Below are 23,217 nucleotides of genomic sequence, written 5' to 3'. Positions count from 1 at the left end.
TATTGACCTGCGCATAATAGGGCAGCACCGTCGTCAACAGTTTCTGATTCTGACTCAAGCTAAAACGCTCATACCACGGCACGCCATGTTCAGCCCGGTATTGCAGCCGGCCCACCTCGTTACGCAGATCCTTCAAGGCCATCAACTGGGCATCAGAATTCTCCGGCTGAGTTTTCAGGTCAGTCACCGCCGCCTGCACCACGGCTATCTGGTCACGGTTGGTGAAAAAGGAGAGCACCATTCCGGCACCCCATAACAAGCCCAGCACCATCAGGCCACGACAAACGGTCTGTGCGCGGGGCATGCCCACCCGCCGACCGTGGAAACGACGACTGCCTTCCAACACCCCCTGCCAGGCGGTGTCGGGCAGCCAGATCTGCGGGAGGCTCGTCTTCAGCGCCCGGAGCGGCAAACTGAACATCAGACCCCGCAGCGACACCACATCGCCATACTCCGCTAACCACGGCGTCAGGACTTGTTGCCAGTGCGCAATCCCCCGTTGTTTTAAGTTCGCAGACAGACGACAGAGAAAATCGTGGGCCGTCTTCTCCAACAGTTGCTGCATCCCGCGCTTGCGCAACGGGTCAACCAACTCTTGCAACTGTGTCGCCACAATATCCGGGGTACAGCGTTCAGGAAAAAAGCAGCCGACGGCCTGAGTGATACGGTCTTCCTGAGACCAGTTGCTGTGACACACCTGCCACAGGTAGACCGGAGCCTGCCAGCGCAACTGTTGGGCCTGTTTTTGCAACATCCGCAGGGCTTTATCCATCCACGCCGGCTGCGCGCTTTGGTTTTCGGTCAGCGCCCAGACAATACCATTGAGCGGCCGGTAACGGCGCAGGCGACGCAGCGCCATCAATTGAGCGGTATTCGGTTCAGCCTGCAAACTGCCGCCCCAGAGCAACAACGAGCGATAACCTTCCTGCCAATACGCCGTGGTCAGCCCCGGCGCGATGGCTTCCACCTGCTCCACTTCGCCCACCACCAGTAAAATCCGCACTTTATACCACCAGAACCGCCCGTAACGGAGGCGCATGCGGTCAGGCAAGTCTTCTATGGCAGAGACTGATTCAGGGAGTTCTGTCGCTACAGAAATTTTTTCGTTATTGCCATTGCCTTCGGCATCAAACTTACCCCACTTCAACCGGGCATTTCCCTTGCCACTGGCGGTCAGCCACATATTTATCAGCCAACCCACCATGACACACAATGCAGTTAGAAAACCACAAGCCATCAACATCGTGTGACAAAACAGAGGGTCCCAGCCAAACCACTGAGCAACCTGCTCCGGAAGCATCAATAATGCTCCTCCGAACCAAAGCAAGATGCCAAGAATGATCGTAAGAATAGAGACGAGTAGAGAATGAAGTTTCATGAAAGATCCTGTTTATCTGAAAGTAAGGGCGTAGTGACACCCACCCAAAGTTGATCAGCGCTGGTTTTATGCGCATACAATTGTGCGGTCTGTTCTTGTCTGGCTTGCTCACTGGCACAAATCAAAGCTAACCAAGGCGCCGCGCATCCTGTATAGCCAAAGGATTTCTCCAGCAACCAACAGGTCTCCCCATCCTTAAGTAAAAGCCCTTGTTGTTCTATTGCCGCACTCCACACACTGTCAGTCGATGTTCCCCAACCGGTTAACCAACTATTACCAATGTTATCTGTCCCCTGTTTTGCCCAGAGCAATGCCCGTTCTATCGCTACAGAAGTCCGCACAACCGGCTCACAGTGTGGCCTGTGGATTATCGTCAACTCAGTTGAGATTTCCTCCGGGATGGGGTGATTAGCAAAAATCAGTGCCACAACAGCTTCTCCAGCAATATTTAGAGGGATATCCTGTACTTCTGCGGCGATAACGATCAAAACCGAAGGTGAAGCTGGTTTCATATCTAGCCAGTTATCCAAAACTGCCAGCCCTTGTCCCGGACAAGTCAATGTATTTGGGAGAAATATCTCCGGCATCATGACATCGGATTCACTCACATTGAGCTGGATAGAACAGTAGCGGCGCCAGCGGGAAGGCAGCGCTTCTAAGAACGGGAGCACATCGGCCAAAAGCAGATCTCGCGCCGCCATGAAACGTTTGGCAGCAAGTAATTCATCAGAAAGCCGGGCATATTGGATCACTGCGTCTTGATCTTTTGATGTTACCGGTGACATCAACACCTTTTTCTCTTGCAACGTACCCGGAAGTTTCGTGGCATCGTTGCCCGCAGGAGCAGACGCGTGAGTAAAAATCAATCGGGCGCCGCGCTGTCCTCTACGAATTTCCTGCTCACGAATGGCCTGACATTCCCTGTCCCAACCATCGGCCCACACTTGTTGACATTTATAGCCGAGTCGTCGTATGCCAAAACAAAGCAACCAGAATGAAAACGGGAAAACGAAAAAGCAGTACCAGAACACACTGCCTGAACGTGTATCTTGCCAAAACCATAATGTCGTGATTGCGCCTGTCACCAGGCAAACGATCAAAAATATTAACCAGCGCAAGGTGACTGGACGTACCGGACGTGGGGCTTTATCCGGAATAGCATCAAGATTGATGGACATATTAATCTACCGTCCCCACTGAAAATGAACTGATTAACGTACAACCACAGGCGCAACAGTGCCCATTCAAAGCAACTTCCCGGTCATCATCAAGATAATCAGGACAGCCCTCAGCGATTGTCGTTTCACCATGTTTAGGACAAGAAACCTTATCGCCTTTTCGGGCAACAGGAATATTATCAAACTCAATTAAGTTAGATCCCTCTAAAACAGTTCCTCCGGATGAAGTTTTATCACCCTTGCGAATAAATGCCGGCATAAATGCCCTCCAAATTTAAAGTGATTAATCGATAAAAGATCGTTGAAAAGAAATATCTCTTTTCAATGCTATATTTACTTGGCTCGATATTTTCTTATTAATACATATCCATAAACAAAAATAAAACCTGACATATATTGATAATAAAAACAATACAAAGACTGATTTGCTCCATTGCAACAAATAAGATATCAGTGATAATTTTAGTCCGGATAAGACTTTGTTATTACTTTGGTACCATTTTTGTTTTCGTTAAAATAAATTTCCGTTGTACCTCCAGAGAACTCGATAATAATTTTCAGTTTGCTTTTATTTACCCATATATATTTAATCTCCATACAATCTTTATCACATTTAACTGTTATATCTTTCATCATATTAAGTTTTGCAGGAAGATAAAAGCCGTCACTTCTTTGAATAGAATTATTTCTAAATGCCGCATATGCCTCTACAATATTAACACCATTGTAGTCACATTCCGTTATATCTCCATTCTTGTAAACTAATTCTATAGGCTGTTCAATATGTTTACAAAAATCATTTCCTAATTTAGTATTGGATAATGATTTAGAATTGCCTATTCTGGAATAAAATACAGCGTATCCATCATAAATAAAAACCATCTTACTATCTACGTAAATAAAATCAGAGAATGGATATTCACATATTTCATTAGGATCAACCGGAGAAATATTATAAATATAGTCACTTAGCTTGATATTATATTTAGAGAAAAATTTCCTATACAATTCGACAGTTTTGTTGCTATACCAATAGCTGATAGGAGTTTCTTTCTCAGCGAGATACTCATAAGAACACAATCCAGTAACATTAAGGATATTATTATTAAAACTCAGTTTTCTCATCTTAAACATATTTTCAATAACACCTTTACTCACTCCGTCAGATGTAGCAACAATAGGCCCTGAAACATAAGAATATCCCCATTCAGAATTATTTAGCTCTCTTTTAATAGCGCTTGCAGAAACCTCTTTATCTTCTCCATAAGAAAATGATTGAAAAAATAACAAAGTAAATAAAAAAATAAAAGTCATATTAAGTTTATTCTTCATATCTATTCTCCTCATCATTAGTGATTAGAATCGTATATTTAATGCGTCAAATTCATTCTGTTTTAACCTAACGTTATTCCATTAACCCCACCAAACCAATGAAGTAGGGTTACTAACTTCTTTAATCATTAAAAATTTTATTTACTTTTTATAAATATCATCTTTCCCTACCAACTAAACCATTCTCACTCTTGGCAATATTATTTTTATTAATTCAAATTCGGCATTTCTTGTAATTTCCTATCTGTTTTACACGCCAATAAAGTAAGGTGTTTTGATTTCAATATATTGGTTATCACCATTTTTATCTTGTTGGTTTCTACAGTCAAACAAGAACAACCATAACCATAATTTATACCTGTCTTGATATATTGGCTGACAGGAAAATCTTTAAGTTTATCCAATCCTTCTGAACTATAACCTCCCTGAATTGATATGATCCATTTACCCTCACTGTCCATTAACCAGATATTAGATGGTGATGGATTAACTAACCAACCACACCTTAATTCACTGGCACCAACATCAAGCACGAAAAACACACTTAAAATAAAAAATAATTTATTCACAATAATTCTCCATTATTCAACTTAGCTAGATAATTTTCAGAAACTCTTTAATTCATTTGGCATGATCTGTTCTACCTGGTATTTGATAAAAAGAATCAATCTACTCACTCCAATGCTCTCCATACATCACTTGCTGTTTTGTATTTAAAATGACTGATCTCACCATTGCTAATTCCTTCTATACCTTGTCCAAAATATGAAGTTAGCTTTTCGTCTTTTTTAATTAAATTATCCTGACTGGGAGAAAAGTAGGCATTCACCATATAATACTGTCCGTAGGACGGTGCTCCTCCAGCATTAACATCCCATTTAATTATAGTAAAGAATCTGTCTGCATACTTTCCTTTACCCCAGAAAACAGAAATAACCTCTGCAATTCCGGCATTATATCCATAAGAGTCGAAAAGAACACCATTGTTAATATTACAACGATCGGGTAAGAAAAGCGCTTTAACATCCGGGTAATCTTCATTTTTATTACTATAAAAGAATAGTAATGCACTATTATTAACCATCCTATCAGAATTAATAGTTTGTTGATAATGTCGATCAGGGAAATTCCGATTCAGTATATCTACATTAATTTTTTCACATGCCAAAGAATAAATTGAGAATAAAAAAGATAGAATAAACACTATTAATTTTTCCATTTAGAGCACCTAGCCTACAATTTTAAATAGATTTAATCTAAGCTAAAACAAACATCACAGCGTGTACAACACACCACCAAATATAGAAAATAATTATTTATTTTTAATTTTCCAAATCAACAAACTTTTCCTTCAATAAGGATTGACTAGCATTTTCATTTATCCCTGAACTGATTTCACATTTTTGATGGCTAATTAAACTTCCATCTTTCATTATACTGATCCCTGACTCAAAATTAGGATATCTCCCCATATAATCTTCTGACCTGATTATTCTATCATATATTATATAATGATAATTACTGTTCTCAAATCTAATATGACTTTCTCCACCACCACTATACCCTGTATAGCTAAAATAAAAATCTCCCTTTCTATTTGTTTCTGGATAAGTAAAGTCTACTTTGTTATTTTTCTCATGTTTATAATAAATATAATCGTTTCTTTTACATACAGAAAATTTACTCTCTTTCATAGCACAATGAAAAACAACGACCTCATTATTTTTACATAAAGTTGTAGCCGATAAAGGGGCATCCAAAAAAAACACACCTAATAGTAAATATTTCTTCATATTATATCCTCATCAAATTTTTCAAATTACTTAATCTTGCAGTTCTATCAGCTAAACCATTTTCACCTCCATTTACCAGTTTTGTTACTCTTTTGATATCATCATTGTCAGCAGCAATATTTATATTCTTACTTATCCAAAAGGCGAATGCTGTTTCTAATCCTATAGTTATATCCATTATAATTAAATCCGGATTATCGATAATGTTAACACTACTATTAACATTATATGCTAAATAAATCCTGCTTATTTCAGCATACATATGTTTTCCCGATAATTATATAATTCCACGTCCCCTATATAAGTAACCATCACCTAATTCAGATCTCTCTAAGACAGTTCCTCTGGATGAAGTTTTATCACCCTTACGAATAAATACCTCCTGACTTAAAGTGATTAACTCATAAAAAATTGTTGAAAATAAGTATCCCTTTTCAATGCTATATTTTACCTGACTCGGATATGTACCTAGTAATACATATCTGAGCAATGATGGACTAAGAGCATACGCCAGTATTGCTTGCAAGCTTGTACTATCAGTTAACTGATAAAGTTAATCCTCGTTGAGCTAATAATTTCAATCTGGATAATATTTTGTTACAACCTTTGTTCCATCACTATCTTCTTTAAATGAAACCTCTGTCATTCCGCCCATAAAATTTAATATAATTTTTAATTTCTTTTTATTCTCCCAGAAGTATTGAACATCGACATCATCTTCTTGGTGAAAAACATGAGTATTTTTCATCACCTCCAAACTCTTAGTTAAATATTTACCCACATCACTTTTATTTATATATTTATTGTAAACATCAACTAATGTTTCTTTTTCGTAAAAACACTCGTCAATAGCACCATGCTCGAAAACAAATCCTAAATCTTTTTTTGATGACTTACATTTTGTATTCTCAGCAATGTGATGTAACCTTTTATCCTTCTCTTCAAAATAAAAGATAGCTCTTTGTTTATAAACAAATATAATAGCCCTATCCAAAACAATAAAATCAGAAAATGGATATTCACATTTTTCCGTAGAAAAAACAGGAGATATGACATATAAAAAACCAGGTATTTTCACATCATTATCAGAAAAAAGTTTTTTATAAATACTAACTATTTTTTCACTATGCCAATATTCTAACGGAGATTTTTTTTGAATCGCGTATTGATATGAACATTTTCCAGAGATACTTACCATATCATTTTCAAATTGAATGTTTTTTCCAGCAAAAATTTTATTATAGAAATTATGATCCAATTCCATTGTTGAATATCTTATAGGAGAAGACACATGTGAATATTCCCATTTTGTCGCATTTAAAAAAGCATATGGAGAATTTTCTTTTGCTTTCTGCTCAATCTCACTGGTAGCATTTGCTTGTAATGAAACCATATAAAAAGATAACAAAAAAATATATATTAATGCTTTTGCCATAATATTTCACCTAGTTAATGAATGTAAAATAATATAATTTTCATTCATATTTTTCCTTTATATACTTTCTTATAGAATCTGCATCTTTATAATCAAATATTAAACCAGATGAACCATAACCATCATATCCTGATAAATTTTCATCATTCGTCAGTCTCCTGTTTATTACCAATTCATCTCTATAATATCTGTAGAAAAAAACTTTATAACGAATTGCACTGATATTTTCCTCATTCCATGATACAAGAACAGCAGCATTCTTAACTTTATCAACAAAGATGAAGAAAACAGTTTTAATTTCAGGGACACCATCATAAACATTATAATTATCAATTACCTTTCTATTTCTACCATATTTCTCCACAAGTGAAATGGATTTATTTCTTTCCTTAACAAAAGAAATAGTTATATTCTTATCTAGCGAAAAAGGCCCTTGTACAATATTATCTTGTGCCTGACATATAAAAGACACAAAAAAAAGAAAAAATAATATAATGCGTTTCATAATTTCAATCACTCTCTTTCAATTTCAAGCCCAAGAAGAAGTGCCACTTTATTATATCTTTTTAGTCTATCTGCATATCCATTTTGCCCTCCATTTACGACTTGAGTAACTTCTCTGACCGAAGATCGCTTAGCAAGATCTTTCAAATATACACCATGTCTATCTGTTTTGTTTGTCCAAAATGCAAACGCCGATTCAATACCATACTCAATATTATTAATAACTAAGTCTGGATTATTCTCAAAATCCTTAATATCTTCTGGATTCATCTTATTATGTATGAATGTAAAATTCCGGTATGCGCTTCTCCCTGTAATCTGAATCATTCCTCTTCCTCGATACTTATAGCCATCACCACTTGCTTCATCACCATTACCCATCCGATGAGAATAGACATAGTTACCTAAGTTTCTAGCATTCCCGACGTAATGTTCCTCTTGAGTCCATAATTTCTCTCTCAATTGTCCTAGAATACAAGTATCTGTCGATCTATTATAATTTTTTTGCCCTCCTTTACACCCAAAAATCTCTCTCATTCTTTTAGCTGAATATTTTCCCAAATCTTCTTCTATTATAACGAATCCGCTTTCATGTCCTATTTGTGATAGAAAATGAGCAATTTCTTTGCGATCTAACAGATCATACGCTTGAGCATATTTATTAATATACTGATGAATAGATTGACACTGCTCAGTATTCTTCCCCAAATTAGCTTCAATTAACATTTCAAGCGTAATAATTTCTTTACTCACACTGATATAATCCAAAAACACCACAGGATGCATATGCCACACAGGCTTCCCGCTATTGAATGGCTCAACCGCTTTCATCCACACCTGATCATCCAGATACTGCCGCCAGAACTTATTCGCCGTGCGGTTTTTTACCACATTCGTAAAAAAGTTCTCCCACGGTCCCCCCTGACTGTTTTCATACCATTCACTGCTGTGCTTCACGATAAACCTCGTCACCACGTTAATCATTTCCGGGTTATACAACCCAAGGCGCACCTCCTGCGCATTCAACTGTCCATCGCCGTCTTTATCCAGTTTCCGCAAAATACGTTCATAACGGGTCGGGACCAAAGCATGGTCTATCCGCCTGTCCTGTTTTGCCACCGCCAGTAAATGACGCAATAAGACTTTCACACACTCTTCTGCCGTTAACTTGCTGAAATCCGTGGTCGCCTCCTCTTCCAACAAACGAAATCCCAGTTTATTCAGGTCATGTTGATCTACTTCCGCCGTAAGTTTCCCATTTTGTTTTACCGAGCCGGTCTGCGTCACTTTGTACCGGTTCACCCGTTTTTATCGTTAACCAGAATGGTCAACGCTTTTTCCATTGACAAGAACCATCATTCATAGCATCAAATACCTGTGTGAAATCGTACCGTTTTTTCGACTTTGTGTTTATATATACAAAAGAAGAGAAAATAGCGCCTTGTCTTACAGTTATGTATTTACCTTCAGGTTTACCATTGATAATTTCTATCCAAGTTGTAGTATATTCATACGGTCTTCCTTCAGTAAATTCCTCTGCACTTTCTTTAATCGGAACAACAGTTATAGGGTAATTAGATTTCTCATATTTTACATATCCACCTAACCATTTATCTCTCCCTCCATCATTTATAGTAACAAACTTTAAATTAATCCCTTTCTGATCATTGGAAGTAAAACAGTTAATATAAGAATTCACACTGGCATTAGAAAAAAAAGGGAAAAAACAAAAGATAATGAAAATTATTTTTCTAAACATACCAACCACCTTAATTTTTTGAAAGATCAGAAATCCGATCATTAGAATAAATTAATAAATCCTTTCCAAGTACTTTATAGTATTTACTGTTATATTACAGCCTCTTATAGTTTCTCAACACCCCAAAGCATTATCCTTATCACACGCTAAAAACGTAATGAGATTTCTAAGATTATTTTTTTTCACCGTCTTACACATCAGCAGAAACTCTTTTTTATTATCATTATTTACAACACTTACCCCGCTAGATTTTTCATTATTTTCATAATTATCAAATACTGTATATCTATAATTTTCATTGACAAAAGAAACATGAATATACTCCGTTTGATATCTCGCATAATGATTATATAAAAAACCAGAATAGTTATCTCCAAGAGAATTAAATATAAAACTGTTTATTCCCTCTTTTGACAAAGAGTATGATAACGCGCCATCTTTTATTTCCAGCTTTACATTACCTTTCTTTGTATTACATGAAAAATAAACATCTGAATTATTTTCACTCTTAGCATAAGAGTTGTGAAAAGAAAGTAAAGAAAGCAAAAGTACTAAACTACCTGTGAGATATAACCGCATCATAATTCCTACTCATTTTTACATCATATCCATTCTGACGATGCCCGTTGTATATTCGAGAAAAAAACTGTCAGTCCTTCGCTCTTAGGGCCTTAATCAATTCAATATAAAGTTAATAAAATAGTCATTGAAAATTTATTTACTCCGTATAAATATTATTTTTCTTTTCACATTCATATTAGCATCATCAAATGGTTTTGAATCTTCAATAACCCATATAAGTTTATTCTTTTCTTTTGTTATTCTCGCGGTTCCACTACCACCAAAAGTACTCATAAAATAAACATCAGCAACATTACCATTTATATGACCTTTTATATTTAACACATCATTATCCTCACAATCTATCCTATTGCCATTATTTGTTATAAAACAATACCTGCCTACTATTACATTTTTATTCTCCTTTAAATAAAGCTTATAAGTGTCATTATTATACTGTGAAATCCAATAGCCAGAAAAAGCAAATGCTTGGGAACAAAAAAACAATAATAGAAACAAAATCTTTTTCATATAATCACCTTTAAACAATCATTAACTCTATCTAATCATCCTGCAAGATATTTCACTTAATTATTACAACTATCATTTATATATTAATGATTCAAAATATCCCTTTCTGACATTCACAAAAAACTATCTTGATCTTCATAAGGATAATTAATGTTCCATATGACAATCTAATCTTAAATTTTAGATCATCCAGAATCACTCGGAAGTATTCATTGACATTAATTGCTCTATGCGAATTTTCATTATTTTAGTTAAACATCTTTCATCACTACCACATTTGTTTCTGTTTTTTAACCATTCCACTTGCTCCGCGTGTAAATTTCTTAAATTATCTCGATCTCCTATAGATTGCTGTAACTCTTTCGTTAATATCCAAGTCTTATTAACACTATTATCCCATGCTGCCAAATCAAAATTTTGACAGATAGCTCTTTCTGTTTTACTTTGAGCATTCTTACAGTTAAATGACGCAACTGGAGTGGGTTTTTGAGGCAGTCGGTTCATTTTGATAATAGTCAAATCAAACCAATTAGTTAATAAAGTATCTCTATCTATAATAAAAAACCATGTTCTATTATCATCATTACCAACACCAGGGCCAAAATAACCTGATTTACAAGAGAACTTCTCCACGGGATATATTCTATTACCATCAATACTCAATTCGTAATCTTTAGCTGTTGTATTTTTATCCCCCGCTGATATTTTCGATATTAAACTATTTATTGTTTCCGCTCCTGATGAGACTGATAAAGATAAGCATGTCCCATCCTCAGGAAAATTAGAAGATAGTCTATTAGCACTAATATCTAACACCCTACCAACTAATCTAGGATCATTGAATTGATAATTAAGCCGCCTAGTTGAATTATTATTTATTTCAACCTGTCTAATTTGCCAGTTTCCATATAAGGAAACTGGCATCAATGACTCAGAAAACGAACTAAAACTCGCATTGAAAAGTAAACCACCCAAAATTACTCTTTTAATCAATTCTCTATACATACTCATTATCGGTAATCTCCTTTTGTATAAAGATTAACTTCATATTTCCTTCTGTTAACTAATCCATTAACAACCACTCCCCCCGATGTCACAGCTTTTTTCATTTCCTCCATTGCATTATTTACCTCACCATTGTTGATAAATCTAGTCACGTCATTAAATCTCCCCCCTGGGTTATAGGCAAAGCTCACTAATGCATCAAATTGATTTTGCCTTAATGGAACTTTTATTTTTCTTCTCACTAAATCTTCATAAGCAGGTACTATATACTTGAGTAGCTTGGTCTCCTGTTCAGCAGTTAATGAGACAAGATTACGGTTATCTCTTGCAAAATTACTTGCGTCATTATTAGTAAGTCCTGCTCCCTTACTAATTTTCTCTGCTATATCAGAATCTAATCCAATATTACGCATAGTTTCTTTTATGGAAGACTGAGAACGCTCTTTCATATCATATCCTGGGCCTAACGTTACTCCACTGGCCCCCCTAGGCCAATGAAGATGGTTACTTACCCCTTTTAGAGATTCAATATTAAAAATAAAACGCAGACCATCTTCTGATATACCTGTAGCTGATTCACATTTCAGGGCATCCAAAAACACCACAGGATGCATATGCCACACTGGCTTCCCGCTATTGAATGGCTCAACTGCTTTCATCCATACCTGATCATCCAGATACTGTCGCCAGAACTTATTCGCCGTGCGATTCTTTACCACATTCGTAAAAAAGTTCTCCCACGGTCCTCCCTGACTGTTTTCATACCATTCACTGCTGTGCTTCACGATAAACCTCGTCACCACGTTAATCATTTCCGGGTTATACAACCCAAGGCGCACCTCCTGCGCATTCAACTGTCCATCGCCGTCTTTATCCAGCTTCCGCAAAATACGTTCATAACGGACCGGAACCAAAGCATGATCTATCCGCCTGTCCTGTTTTGCCACCACCAGTAAATGACGCAATAAGACTTTCACACACTCTTCTGCCGTTAACTTGCTGAAATCCGTGGTCGCCTCCTCTTCCAACAAACGAAATCCCAGTTTATTCAGGTCATGTTGATCTACCTCCGTCACAAGTTCCCCATTCTGTTTTACCCAGCCGGTCTGCGTCACTTTGTACCAGTTTACCCCGTTTTTATCCTTAACCGGGCTGGTCAGCGCTTTCGCCAGAACGATTTCCTGCTGTGTTCTGACTTTCAAGGGGGTAAAAGTTTTGTGTGTCGCGTCATAACTGTGCAACATCTGATCAAGACCGCAGATAACGTATTTCCGGCCATCCGCCAGGTGTTTTGTGTTATTGACAAAATCCGGCAAGTTATCGTCAGCACTCAACACTTCAATATGCGTAAAATAGTAAGACATTCGGTCAGGCAACCGGGCCGCAGGCGATTCAAATAACCCCAGATGCCCTATCGGGTCTCCGGCGTTTATGCGGATAACCTCATCACCCGTCAAAGTTTGTACACTATCGAACGCCCCTTTTTTAACTGCCGTTTGCATCCAAACCGGCATCTGGGGACAGGCTTCACCTGTCTGCTCAACAAACTGAGGATGTAATTCCACCCAAAATTTCTTCTCATCTTTTACCACGCCCCCCTCCAGCTTCTGCGCCAGACCAAAGCGTACTTTGTCATAACGGGTCGAGATGATGGTGGTCATAAAGAAATCCGCAGTCTGATAGACCAAAAATTCATCACCGTGTTTCAGTGCGCCATGTTTCGGCGGAATATCATAATCACGACGTTCACCCCGTTCCGTCACATCGGATGGTATACCGTACTGCCCCTCATTATTTGCGGTAAACCGGTGGGTATTCAGTGTGCGCTGTACAATCGTTCTATAACGTGGATATGCCGGGTAGTCGCTCACCGGCGCCAGATGCATATACAGGCTGTAGAATGTCAGCAGTGTTTCATCCTGTGCCTTGTACTCTGATTTCACCAACGCAAAAGTGCTGGAGTATTTCAGTTGTTCATCACGAAAATAGGGGGCTTCTAAATACGCTTTATTCAGCCGGTAAGCCACCACTTCCCCCTCAGCCATGCAGCGCAGCGGCATCACTTTGTTCTGTTGCAACAGATCCGGCGTTAGTTTGGCATACGGCGCACTGGCCCGGTCACTGAGGTGTACACCACCGTGCCACAGGCCATTCGCCCCAACCAGCCAGGCGCCATTGGGTTCAGAACGCAGTTTCGCCAGCATGGCTTGCAGGCTTTTATCATCGGTGGCCTGATAAGGCTGGCCATCATTTTCTCGGCTGACAGGAAAACAAATTTTCATTGGTGCAGGCTCCTTATCCTGAAATTGAACCCGTGTGATCGGGAGTCGTTTCTTTTAATTCTGTTTTGGGAAAGGCAGATACTTTTGTGTCGATTGAAGCCCCACCTTGCTTTACGTTGTAACTCTGGCATTTCACTTGATAGCCTCCCAATGTCCCAAACTCGATACCACTGCCATCCATCTTGAGATAGGTTCCCCCCGCGTTCAGCGTCAGTGTTTTGGGTGTGGTAATCGTGATGTTGTTATCACTACTGGAGAGCGTGATTTCCTGTTGTGCCATCAATTCCATCTCATCATGCTGGGCCTGTACCAGTACTTTGCCCTGATTGGCAATCAGCTTGATGCCTAATTTTTGGACAAATAAACCAAACGCTTCTCCTACGCCGATAAACAAACGTTTCATCACCCCGATATCCGCGTGTTTGCCGACATTGACCATCAGGTTTTCTTTAGCGGCCATTTGCATATGTTCACCACTGACCAAAGAAATACCCGCCGGTGAGCTGGCTAACAGTACTGCTGTCTGCAATTGCGTAACCCGCTCTTGGACATAACTCAGTTGGGTTTGTACGTCGGCGGCAAGAGACGCGGCCTGTGTCGCTGCTTCACTGAGTGTTTGCATCTGTTGGTTGGCTTGTGCCAGTGCCGATAACGCTTCCTGCATCTCCAGCGTTTTGCCCTGTGCTTTCAACTGTTCATCGGTACTGATAAACAACCCCTTACCGGCCCGAATCGCGCCCCAGTCGTCGGTTCGCAGCTCAAAGCCTTCTCCCCGTTTATCCGGGTGCGGGCGCTGGCTATCAACGAGATGGCCGAGATTCAACTGGCTTTTACCGCCGTATTCGGTACTCAGTTTGATATGTTCCCGACCGCGCTCGTCATCCATCCGCAGTTTGTTATTCGCCGGGGTGCGCAGGACGTTGCGTTTGTAGTTGTAGAGATTGACGTGATCCGGGTGCTCCGAGTCATGCAGGGCATAGGCGATATAGGGCCGGTCCGGGTCGCCCCCTTCAAAGGCGATCGCCACTTCGGTGCCTTCCAGCAACGGCCAGTGAAAGCCATAGGTCTCCCCCGCGTACGGACGCGCCAGACGCACCCACAGGCTTTCTTCCCCTTGCGGCCATTTCTCCCGATCAAAGTTAAACGCCACCCGATACAAGCCGTTTTTGTCGATGTCGCCGTAGGTATCATTCACTTTCGTGCTGCTCACCCGCGCGGGTATCGTGCCCGCCATCACCGGTTTCGGCACCCGTTCCGGGCGAAAGCAGACGGTTTCGGAATAGGGAATGGCGGTGAACGCCATTTCAAAACTGCTGTCCCGGCGGGCGCTGTTGGTGATCTGGATGATTATCGCCCCTTTACGAAACGCTTCCGGGGCGTCTCCCTTCACTTTCAGTTCCTGCCCCGGCACCAGCGTGGCGGAGGTGGTCATTCCCCGCAGGCGAATGCGTTGATTCAGGTAACGCTCATGATGCAGGCGGGCATAAAATACTCCGCTTTCCGTCTCCGGTTGATAGGCGTAACGGTCGCCGGGTATCCGGTAGTGATCGCGGTAATGGTACGCTTCGCCATAAGTGGTGCGGTCGCCCCGTGTCACATCCGCCTCGGTGTTCAAGCCGGGATACGGCCGCGCATCGTGGTAGTCGTAATTGCGGGTCGCGACTTTTCCCTCCACCACCTGATACGCGGTCTCCATCCCCCAGACCACCGCGTCCTCCTCGCCATGCATGCCTGACGGATTGCGGGCAGGCAGGTAGACGTTGAACTGGTAATCACGCTGGTCGTCGTAAAACTCCACCACATCGATCTTTAATCGGTCATCGGCGGTCACTTTGTACCAGATACCCACTTCCGCCAGTAGGCGTTGGATAAAGCGCAGGTCATCTTCGCCATACTGCATCACCTGTTCCCGCCTCGGGTAGCTGTACGCCAGGCTGAACAGGAAATCCTGCCCGCGAAATCCATGACGATCCCGCAGGATTTTTTCCACAATCTCCGGCACCGACAATTTTTGGTAGATGGCGTATTGATGGCTTCTCGCCAGCAACGCCAACCGGGGTTCCAATGTCACTTCGTAACGACTTTCATCCCGCGAGGTGGAGAGCAGTTTAAAACCGCTAATCACTCCGTAAACCGAGCGCAATGGCGCCGGGGGTTCGATCGGCCAGCCCCGTATCCCCGGATTGATCTCAGGCGAAGTCAGGGTAAATGCAGCCTGCTGCATCAGCATCTGTGCCGGTTCAATCCCTTTCTCCGCACTGGTGAATTCAATGGCATAGTGAAACGGCTGGCTTAAGGCTTCCTGCCCGGCAAAGGCCAGCACGTCCAGCGGGGCTTTATTGCCCCACACTTTTAGTCTGTAGCGGCTGTGATCAAAGATGATCATCGGTGTTGGATTTGTCATATTTTCTTCCGATTATTCCTCAGTCGTTTGGGTACGCTACCGCCCATAGCCGTATACCGAGGCCCATAAGGTCATGATTTATCTGGTTTTCAGTTTTTTATCGCGGGGCCTCCCGCCCCCCGCGATTAGACAAAAAATGAAAAAACAGCAGACGGATTAAACCGTCTGCCGCACTTGCTACGCCGTCGTGCGCTCATTCCACGCATCAGCGTGAATGATGTTGCCGTCTTTGTAGGTCCAGGTGATTTTTTCGTAACGAAGCTCTATGCGTTCCAGATGGTTGTGCTTCTCTTTGGCGGGGTCTTTGATGTCGTGCATCAGCGGCGCCACTTTCACCACTTTCACGTTGTCCAGTTGGGTGATGAAGTACTCTTTCTCCTGACCTGCGTCATCAATGCTGTACCACTTGATTTCAGCGGATTTCAGGGTCTGGCCGGTGGTGACCGCTTTATATAGATAGGGACTTGATGCATCCACCTCTTTGGTGAAAACCAATGGAGCATGCACACGGGTACCCGTCAGTTTGCCGGTGTTGTTGTCCGTCGGAATGTGCAACATATGCTCTAACGCCACAATCTCAATGCTGCCCTCCCGGCCCTGTACATCGACAGAGCCTTTGATGTCAGCGCCGCCGTCATCTTTCAGCCATAAATAAGCGGGAATCGCCATAATGGTTACTCCTAATTGTTACTTAAGTGATGTCGCCTGTAGCGGCGACGTTGTTGATGTGTCCGGTACTTTCTGCGGTCGCGCACAGGCGGCCGCATGCGGTATCAGACGGATTTCAACCCTGCGGTTGGCTGCTCGCCCCGCAGCGGTTGCGTTAGTCGCGATCGGACTCGTTGCTCCCTTGCCTTGTACAGTGAAGCAAGCCGGCGATAGGTCGCTGGTTTGTAATAGCCAATCGCGAACTGCTTCGGCGCGTGCCAGTGACAGCGCCTGATTTTTCGCGGCATCACCGGTGGCATCCGTATAGCCGGTGATGAGGATCATCCAGCCCGGTTTGGCTCGGATGTTTATTAGCGCGTTGATTAACACTTTGGTTGAATCCGCTTTCAGTTTCGCCTGTCCCACATCAAACAACGCCAAGCTGTTAAGGCTGATGGTCTGTGGTTCCACCGGCGTTACCGGCGTTTTCTCCCTCGGTTTAGCCTGATAATCGGCAATGGCCGCCTGTAATGGCGGGCGTAATCGCGCCCCTTGATATAGCCCCAATCCCAGACGCCACGGCACGCCATCCCGGTGATACTTCTCAAGCCGATCAGCGTCACGACTCAGTACTGCCGCCGCCTGTGCCTTGCGGCTATCATCCGTCATGGCAATGGAGTGGTAATGCAGCAGGTCACTCTCCACCTGACGTAATAACTGCCAGTTATGCCAAGCCGAGCAACCTAGCGCAGTGACGCCCGCCAGCAGAAACAGCCCCAGTGCGATACCTATCGCCCGTCGAACGGGTGCTTGTGCCGTAGCCGTAGGCAACAGGCGCAATACGCTATCCGGGAATGGCAATGTCGCGGCGGCATCATCGGCGCCCGATGTAACTACCGGATCGCCCGCCCGGTTCAGCGCCGTTTTGGTTTGTAACCACTGTTGCCAGACATGGCCGGTTAACCAATGCGGCAACGCCGGTACAAACTTCAAGACCATCGCCAGCGGCGGACAAGGCGATAAGCCATCTTCCGGGGTCAGGCAGACGGGCAGTACATGCGCTTTCATCCAATCAGCCCAGCCAGTCAACTCAACCCCACGCTGAAAACGCGCCATCTGTTGCGCTAACGCGCCATCTGTTGCGCTAACGCGCCCTGTTCCAACCAATCCGCGAGTGGTTGAAAAGAGGCGCCTTCGCGCCAGGCCGTTACGGCGGCCCGTCCTGACCGCCACTCAAACCACGGTGAATCATCAGGTTGTCGGGATGAGCCGGCCAGGTAGCCCGCTAACAGTAAAGGCAACGGGATAGCGCGTTGTCGACGCACTTGAGATAGCTGCCAGCGTAGTTCTCGCACCCAACCCGCCAACACAGCGGCGTCACGGTATTGCTGCGGGTTTATTACCGCCATCACACTTAACTGACCGCCCCAAGAGGGCCGGGCAGCCAGCAAGCTCGCTACCCCGTCAGACAGAGAAGTCCCTGACGGTAAGCACAACCAGTAACCTTGTGGCGTTTGACGCAGCAGTTCATCACCAAACAGGCTGTCCTGGATGTCGCTATATACCAACACTACCGGGAGGCGATCATTTTCAGGCGGCAGCATTGCCGACAGGCTGTTAAGGCGCTCCCGCTGTCGAGAACGCTCGCTATAAAACAGCCCCGCCAGCGTGCAGAGCAGGATGATGACTGCCCCCACCCACCGCTCCACCGGCGATAAGGGCAACCAGACCAGACAGAGCAGCAACGCCAGCCCGGCTCCCCATCCCCATAACACCCGCTGCAACATGACGCTCATCTCGCCAACCCCGGAAATAACGTGGTCAGATAGTGGCCCAATCCCCACCGGACACCGAACAATACGATGATCACCACGGAGACCATCACGACCAATTGGCTGGCTATGGAACGCAGCCAGCAACGGGACGATGACACATCGGTTAACGCTGGTGATTGTTGAGCCGTGCCGAAAGGGACAACCTGTTGACGTAAGCGGTCTACCAGTTGTTCACGTATCAGTGCGGTATCCTCCTGACACTTTCCCTGAAATCCCAACAGCAATACGCGGTGAAAACAGGTCAATACTGTCCGATCAGGGGCCGATTCATGCAGTACAGTACGCATCCGTTCATACAACTGGTCACCGGCCTCGGCGGTATTAAAGAAATGCTCCTGCAATGATGTCGCCCGCCAGGCGGCATGTCCCTGTTCCGGCGCCCGTTCCAGCACGGTTTCATCCAGCAAGGCGCAGTGGGCGTAGCTGATATGATTAATCGCGGATTCACTGACATCAGCGTCACGCAGCGCTTGCCGTGTCTGTTCTATCTCGCTGGTGCAGTGCTGCCACACCACATCCGCCTGTTCCACCGGCGCATTCTGACAAAGCTCCGCCACCAATAAGTAGCTGTTCTGTAACAAAGCATCGATATCCGGCGGCGATTTTTTAGTTAATAAAGGTGATTTATTCATGTTCTCAATACCGCAAACAGTTCAAGCTGAATATCGCCCAGTATCCCGGGCACGTAGAAGGCACAGCTTCCCGCCGCCAGCATCGCTTTGCCCGCCGGATGGGTGAGATCAAGGGCGAAATACTGGTTCTCCAGCCGCAACGGGACCGCGGCCGGGACGTGACTAAGCGCGACTAAAGGGATACCGGTTAATGCCCGGCTAATCATTCGATCAACCTCATCCGGCGCACCGGCTTTACATAACAACGGGAACCGGGTGTATAACTGGTGCGCCGGTATGGAAGAGCGGACCGAGAGATAAAAATCCGCCGCTTCACATAAGCGAGCATCGTGAAGAGTGGCTATCCACTGCTGTTCCGATGGTTTCTTCAACTCAATCGTCACCATCCGCGACGGCAGGCTGATCTCCAGCAATTGACTCAGCAAGTCAAATAGCGGCGGGAAGACCGCCGTTAAATTATCGTGCTGATAACGCGGGATCACCCCCGCGTTATGGTCCAGTGAGAAGGTCAACAGACTGCCCGCCAGCCTTGCCGCTTCACGGTAGAACAGTTCTGGATGCACATCTGGGTGAGCCTTAAAATCACTCAATATCGGTTCATAACTGTTAAGCGCGTTAAGCAGCCAGAACAACGACACATCCGCCACCGCGAAATCCGCCATTCGTTCGTTACTCTCTCGGCGCATTGTCATCAATCGAGCTTGTTTAGCGTGTAACTGCGTTAACAATCGATCGAGCCGAGCCATCGAATCGGCATGCGCGTTAAGGCTCAGTAATGGCGGCACAAATTGCTCATCGAGGGTCCATTTCCCCTGAGCGTCACGCAACAGACGCGCCACCGGGCAGGTGAGATACTGCCCGTTTTCCATGCTGTCAAAACGCAGCGATATCGCATAACGGGCAACCGCCATAGATTCAACGCGATCACTGAATTCATCCTGTACCGGCACCCACTCTTGCTGATAACGCACCGGACGATCAGCGCGTTCATCCGGCTTAAGGCAGTTACCGCCATTGGCATAGGTGTGCGGCAATGCCAGCAAGACCGTGACCTGCTGTGCGTCTGTCGGCAAAACGGCAGCCAATTCCAACACTGGCGGTAAACGATCCGCCCGATCAGTGTCAATCAGCGATCCATCGGCAAAACGTACACACAGGTGATCCGCTTTCAATCGCCCCAACGCTAAGGTGTCTTGATCAAACACCGCAGTCAGTACGCCCCAAGGATGCGCCAGTCCCAGACGAGCGATAGACTCATTGACATACGCCTCCCAACGAGCCTGCTGCTGAAACTGTTGGGGAGACAAGATGGCTCCTGTCACCCATAGCGGACGATCAATTTTCATGATGTTCCCCTATGGTTAACCTTTAGTTTTCGGCATCTGAGAAACCAGCGAGAGATTGACGTCCAGCCCCTCTACCTGAAAATGCGGCACCGCATATAACTTGACCCGGAAGAAACCCGGGTTGTCGTCAATATCTTCAACAATGACGTACGCTTCACGCAGCGGATGAGAAGCCTGCAAATCATCGGAAGGATCCGTCATCTCAGTCACCAAACTGTTGATCCAGTTGTTCAGTTCAATTTCGAGCAGACGTCGATCTTTGGTGGTGCCGATGTTTTCTCGCTGAATCAGTTTCAAATAATGGGAAATGCGCGACAGCAAGAAAATATAGGGCAGACGCGCATTGATACGGCTGTTAGCCGTCGCTTCATCGGTGTCATACAACTCCGGTTTTTGCGCCGAGTTGGCGGAAAAGAAGCAGGCGTAATCCCGGTTTTTGTAGTACGAGAGCGGAATAAAACCCAGATTCGCGAATTCAAACTCGCGGGTTTCTGGAATCATCACTTCCGATGGAATTTTGACCTGATTACCGGTTCCCAGATCGTAGAGATGGATCGGCAAGTCCGTCACCGCTCCTCCCGCTTTCGGACCCCGGATCTGGACGCACCAGCCATTACTGACAAAGCTTTTGACCATGTTTGCGGCAAAAGCAAAGGCGGCGTTGGTCCATAAATATTTGTTGTGATCCGGACCGATGACCTCTTCAACATAGTTAAAAGTCCGCACCGGTACGGTGTCCGGGCCATAGGGCAAACGCCCTAGCACCCGGGGGAAAGTCAGGCCGATATAGCGAGCGTCGTCACTTTCGCGGAATGCTTGCCACTTGATGTATTCGGCGCGGTCAAAGTAGTTGCCGATATCTTTAATCGCGGCCACTTCGTCCATTGTTTGTTTGCCAAAAAAGGCCGGACCAATAGCCGCAATGAATGGCATATGCGCCGCCGCTGAGACTTTAGCGATATTACGCAACAGGGCAATATCTTGCGTGCCGGCATCAAATTCATAATTGGCAATCACCGATCCGATAGGCTCGCCGCCCGGCGTATCGTATTCCTGAATGTAAGCGTGATGATAGAAGCCGCTTTGAATAATTTCCGGCGCATCGTCAAAATCTTGCCGTAAATCCTCTTTGGCGACATCCAGCACCTCGATTCTGACGTTCTGACGGAAATCAGTGCGATCAACTAAAAATTTCAGGCCGCGCCAAGCCGATTCCACCTGCTGGAATTCAGGGTGATGCATGACCACATCCAATTGACGACTGATTTGTTCGTCCAACTCGCGGATATGGTTATCCAATAATGCCTTATCCAGCCGTTTAACCTTTTGCGCTGAGTCTTTCAGTACAGAGAGAAAAACGCTAACTGCCGCCGTGACCCGCTCGTCCGCCGTCACATCAGCCAGCGCGTCACTGCTCTGAAAGCATTCAATATCGCTTAACTGCTCTACCGGCTGTAAATTGATTTTCTTAAATAACGATTGATAAACACCGCCTTCGGCGTGAGTTGTCGTTACCGCCGCCGCAGCGGTTTGTTGTTCCTGTACAGTCATTAATCCTATCTCCTGATGTAAATACCGTAATAATCAAATAGTTTTTGGCGCCAACGCAGCCAGTTCAGCCCGTAATTCATCGCTTAACGCTTGATCCCTGAGGATATGTTCCAGCTCCCGGCGAAAGGCGGCGTTGTCAAGCAGGTTGGATCTCAAATCGCGCAATAGATGGCGCATCGAAAGCAAGGCCCGCAGTTGCGGGATTTGGCGTGCGATTTGTTCAGGCTCGAAGTCTTTTATTTGCCGAAAAGTAAGAGCGATATTCTCCTCGCCGCCATCTCCAGCCAGCGTATTTTCAACCGTCAAATTAACCGAGGGGCTAAATTCAGCCAGTACGCTATCAAAGTTATTTTTGTTGATAGCCACCTTCTTTCTTTCCGCGAGAGGGCGCTGTTCCTGCCCGTTGCTGTAATCTCCCATTACCAATAATTTCAGCGGCAGCTCAACTTTTTTCTGCGCGCCTCCTGTATGCAAATCCAATTTGATATTAATACGCGATTTAGGGATCTCGTTTTGAAAACTATGTGTCATAAGTGACTCCTCAACAATAAAATAGAATGAGCGGCATGATGTTCATGCCACAATGCATTTCAGAAACAAAACCGGATTCAGATATTTCAAAGCAGGCACTAACCAAGCGGAAAATAAGAGAAAACCGACAACCGCCGCCTCAATAGATAAATGGATTTATCAGGCAGGCCATTTTCTGGGTAAGGGGATTTTGTAAACAGATTTATATAAAATCAAGTCATTTTTTATCGTAAAGCATTTTTTGTTTCATCACCGATAGATATAAAACGTCTTAATCAAGAGATTAAAAAAACAATATATCAACGAAATCTAAACGAAATTGAATTTATTTTCATAAAAATTGAACTTATTTTAATAATATTAATCGCCAGGTATGACATATTACCCACATAGGTCAAATCAATGATTAAAATATTAAATTGTATTTAATTTTCAATTAGTTAAATAGATTCACAACAACCAAGGCAATTTTAAATCCCACGGCACAACAGGTAGAACATTTAGTGGAAAAA

General features: G+C 43.9%; 23 protein-coding genes and 1 pseudogene. All 24 read right to left on the bottom strand.

Annotation, left to right across the window (positions count from 1 at the left end; genetic code table 11):
* A pseudogene (locus tag EAE92_RS18390) lies at positions 1–1,378 on the bottom strand (ImcF-related family protein); the annotation flags it as partial.
* Entirely contained in the window at positions 1,375–2,556 is a 1,182-nt protein-coding gene (locus tag EAE92_RS18385; RefSeq protein WP_214069127.1) for a hypothetical protein, read from the bottom strand. The gene EAE92_RS18385 and the pseudogene EAE92_RS18390, both read right to left, overlap by 4 nt.
* A 1-nt stretch (position 2,557) precedes the next feature.
* A complete protein-coding gene (locus EAE92_RS18380; RefSeq protein WP_214039335.1) occupies positions 2,558–2,815 on the bottom strand; it encodes a PAAR domain-containing protein in 258 nt (85 codons plus the stop codon).
* A 203-nt stretch (positions 2,816–3,018) separates the two neighbouring features.
* Entirely contained in the window at positions 3,019–3,888 is an 870-nt protein-coding gene (locus tag EAE92_RS18375; protein WP_214069126.1) for a hypothetical protein, read from the bottom strand.
* A gap of 209 nt (positions 3,889–4,097) precedes the next feature.
* Positions 4,098–4,457, bottom strand: a complete 360-nt coding sequence (locus tag EAE92_RS18370) for a DUF4087 domain-containing protein (RefSeq protein ID WP_036812435.1) — start codon at positions 4,455–4,457, stop codon at positions 4,098–4,100.
* Positions 4,458–4,561: 104 nt separating this feature from the next.
* Entirely contained in the window at positions 4,562–5,107 is a 546-nt protein-coding gene (locus tag EAE92_RS18365) for a hypothetical protein (protein WP_214069125.1), read from the bottom strand.
* Between the two features lie 103 nt (positions 5,108–5,210).
* Complete coding sequence (locus tag EAE92_RS18360; protein ID WP_214069124.1) at positions 5,211–5,681, bottom strand: hypothetical protein; 471 nt, start codon at positions 5,679–5,681, stop codon at positions 5,211–5,213.
* Position 5,682: 1 nt separating this feature from the next.
* Positions 5,683–5,943, bottom strand: coding sequence for a hypothetical protein (locus EAE92_RS18355; protein ID WP_214069123.1), 261 nt, complete (start codon positions 5,941–5,943; stop codon positions 5,683–5,685).
* 315 nt (positions 5,944–6,258) lie between these two features.
* Positions 6,259–7,116, bottom strand: a complete 858-nt coding sequence (locus EAE92_RS18350; RefSeq protein WP_214069122.1) for a hypothetical protein — start codon at positions 7,114–7,116, stop codon at positions 6,259–6,261.
* A 40-nt stretch (positions 7,117–7,156) separates the two neighbouring features.
* Positions 7,157–7,621, bottom strand: a complete 465-nt coding sequence (locus EAE92_RS18345; RefSeq protein ID WP_214069121.1) for a hypothetical protein — start codon at positions 7,619–7,621, stop codon at positions 7,157–7,159.
* Between the two features lie 8 nt (positions 7,622–7,629).
* On the bottom strand, positions 7,630–8,922 hold the full coding sequence (locus EAE92_RS18340; protein WP_214069120.1) for a hypothetical protein: 1,293 nt from the start codon (positions 8,920–8,922) through the stop codon (positions 7,630–7,632).
* 25 nt (positions 8,923–8,947) lie between these two features.
* A complete protein-coding gene (locus tag EAE92_RS18335; RefSeq protein ID WP_052105858.1) occupies positions 8,948–9,379 on the bottom strand; it encodes a hypothetical protein in 432 nt (143 codons plus the stop codon).
* A gap of 114 nt (positions 9,380–9,493) precedes the next feature.
* Positions 9,494–9,958: a hypothetical protein gene (locus tag EAE92_RS18330; protein WP_246545285.1), complete on the bottom strand. Its 465-nt coding sequence runs from the start codon at positions 9,956–9,958 to the stop codon at positions 9,494–9,496.
* Positions 9,959–10,093: 135 nt separating this feature from the next.
* Positions 10,094–10,471 carry a hypothetical protein gene (locus EAE92_RS18325; RefSeq protein WP_036812445.1) on the bottom strand — a complete coding sequence of 126 codons (378 nt, stop codon included), beginning with the start codon at positions 10,469–10,471 and terminating at the stop codon, positions 10,094–10,096.
* A 195-nt stretch (positions 10,472–10,666) separates the two neighbouring features.
* Complete coding sequence (locus tag EAE92_RS18320; protein WP_214069119.1) at positions 10,667–11,482, bottom strand: lysozyme inhibitor LprI family protein; 816 nt, start codon at positions 11,480–11,482, stop codon at positions 10,667–10,669.
* Complete coding sequence (locus tag EAE92_RS24740; protein WP_246545284.1) at positions 11,482–13,758, bottom strand: glycoside hydrolase family protein; 2,277 nt, start codon at positions 13,756–13,758, stop codon at positions 11,482–11,484. The genes EAE92_RS18320 and EAE92_RS24740 overlap by 1 nt, the downstream gene beginning before the upstream one ends.
* Positions 13,759–13,771: 13 nt before the next feature.
* Complete coding sequence (locus EAE92_RS18310; RefSeq protein WP_214069118.1) at positions 13,772–16,162, bottom strand: type VI secretion system Vgr family protein; 2,391 nt, start codon at positions 16,160–16,162, stop codon at positions 13,772–13,774.
* Between the two features lie 177 nt (positions 16,163–16,339).
* Entirely contained in the window at positions 16,340–16,831 is a 492-nt protein-coding gene (locus EAE92_RS18305) for an Hcp family type VI secretion system effector (protein ID WP_036779179.1), read from the bottom strand.
* 18 nt (positions 16,832–16,849) lie between these two features.
* Entirely contained in the window at positions 16,850–18,043 is a 1,194-nt protein-coding gene (locus tag EAE92_RS25265) for an OmpA family protein (RefSeq protein WP_339959402.1), read from the bottom strand.
* A complete protein-coding gene (locus EAE92_RS24730; RefSeq protein ID WP_246545283.1) occupies positions 17,935–18,606 on the bottom strand; it encodes a hypothetical protein in 672 nt (223 codons plus the stop codon). Before EAE92_RS24730 ends, EAE92_RS25265 begins: the two co-directional genes overlap by 109 nt.
* Positions 18,603–19,277 carry a type VI secretion system protein TssL, short form gene (tssL, locus tag EAE92_RS18295; RefSeq protein WP_214069117.1) on the bottom strand — a complete coding sequence of 225 codons (675 nt, stop codon included), beginning with the start codon at positions 19,275–19,277 and terminating at the stop codon, positions 18,603–18,605. The genes EAE92_RS24730 and tssL overlap by 4 nt, the downstream gene beginning before the upstream one ends.
* A complete protein-coding gene (gene tssK, locus EAE92_RS18290; protein ID WP_214069116.1) occupies positions 19,274–20,623 on the bottom strand; it encodes a type VI secretion system baseplate subunit TssK in 1,350 nt (449 codons plus the stop codon). Before tssK ends, tssL begins: the two co-directional genes overlap by 4 nt.
* A gap of 15 nt (positions 20,624–20,638) precedes the next feature.
* Positions 20,639–22,174 (bottom strand): type VI secretion system contractile sheath large subunit, encoded by a 1,536-nt coding sequence (gene tssC / locus EAE92_RS18285; protein WP_214069115.1) that lies wholly within the window; start codon positions 22,172–22,174, stop codon positions 20,639–20,641.
* Positions 22,175–22,207: 33 nt separating this feature from the next.
* The gene (gene tssB / locus EAE92_RS18280; protein ID WP_214069114.1) at positions 22,208–22,705 is read right to left on the bottom strand and encodes a type VI secretion system contractile sheath small subunit; all 498 of its coding nucleotides are present in this window, start codon (positions 22,703–22,705) and stop codon (positions 22,208–22,210) included.
* Positions 22,706–23,217 lie beyond the last annotated feature (512 nt).

The sequence above is a fragment of the Photorhabdus hainanensis genome (assembly GCF_018448965.1).
GTDB lineage: Bacteria > Pseudomonadota > Gammaproteobacteria > Enterobacterales > Enterobacteriaceae > Photorhabdus > Photorhabdus akhurstii.
This window is presented reverse-complemented; position numbering and strand designations above follow the sequence as displayed.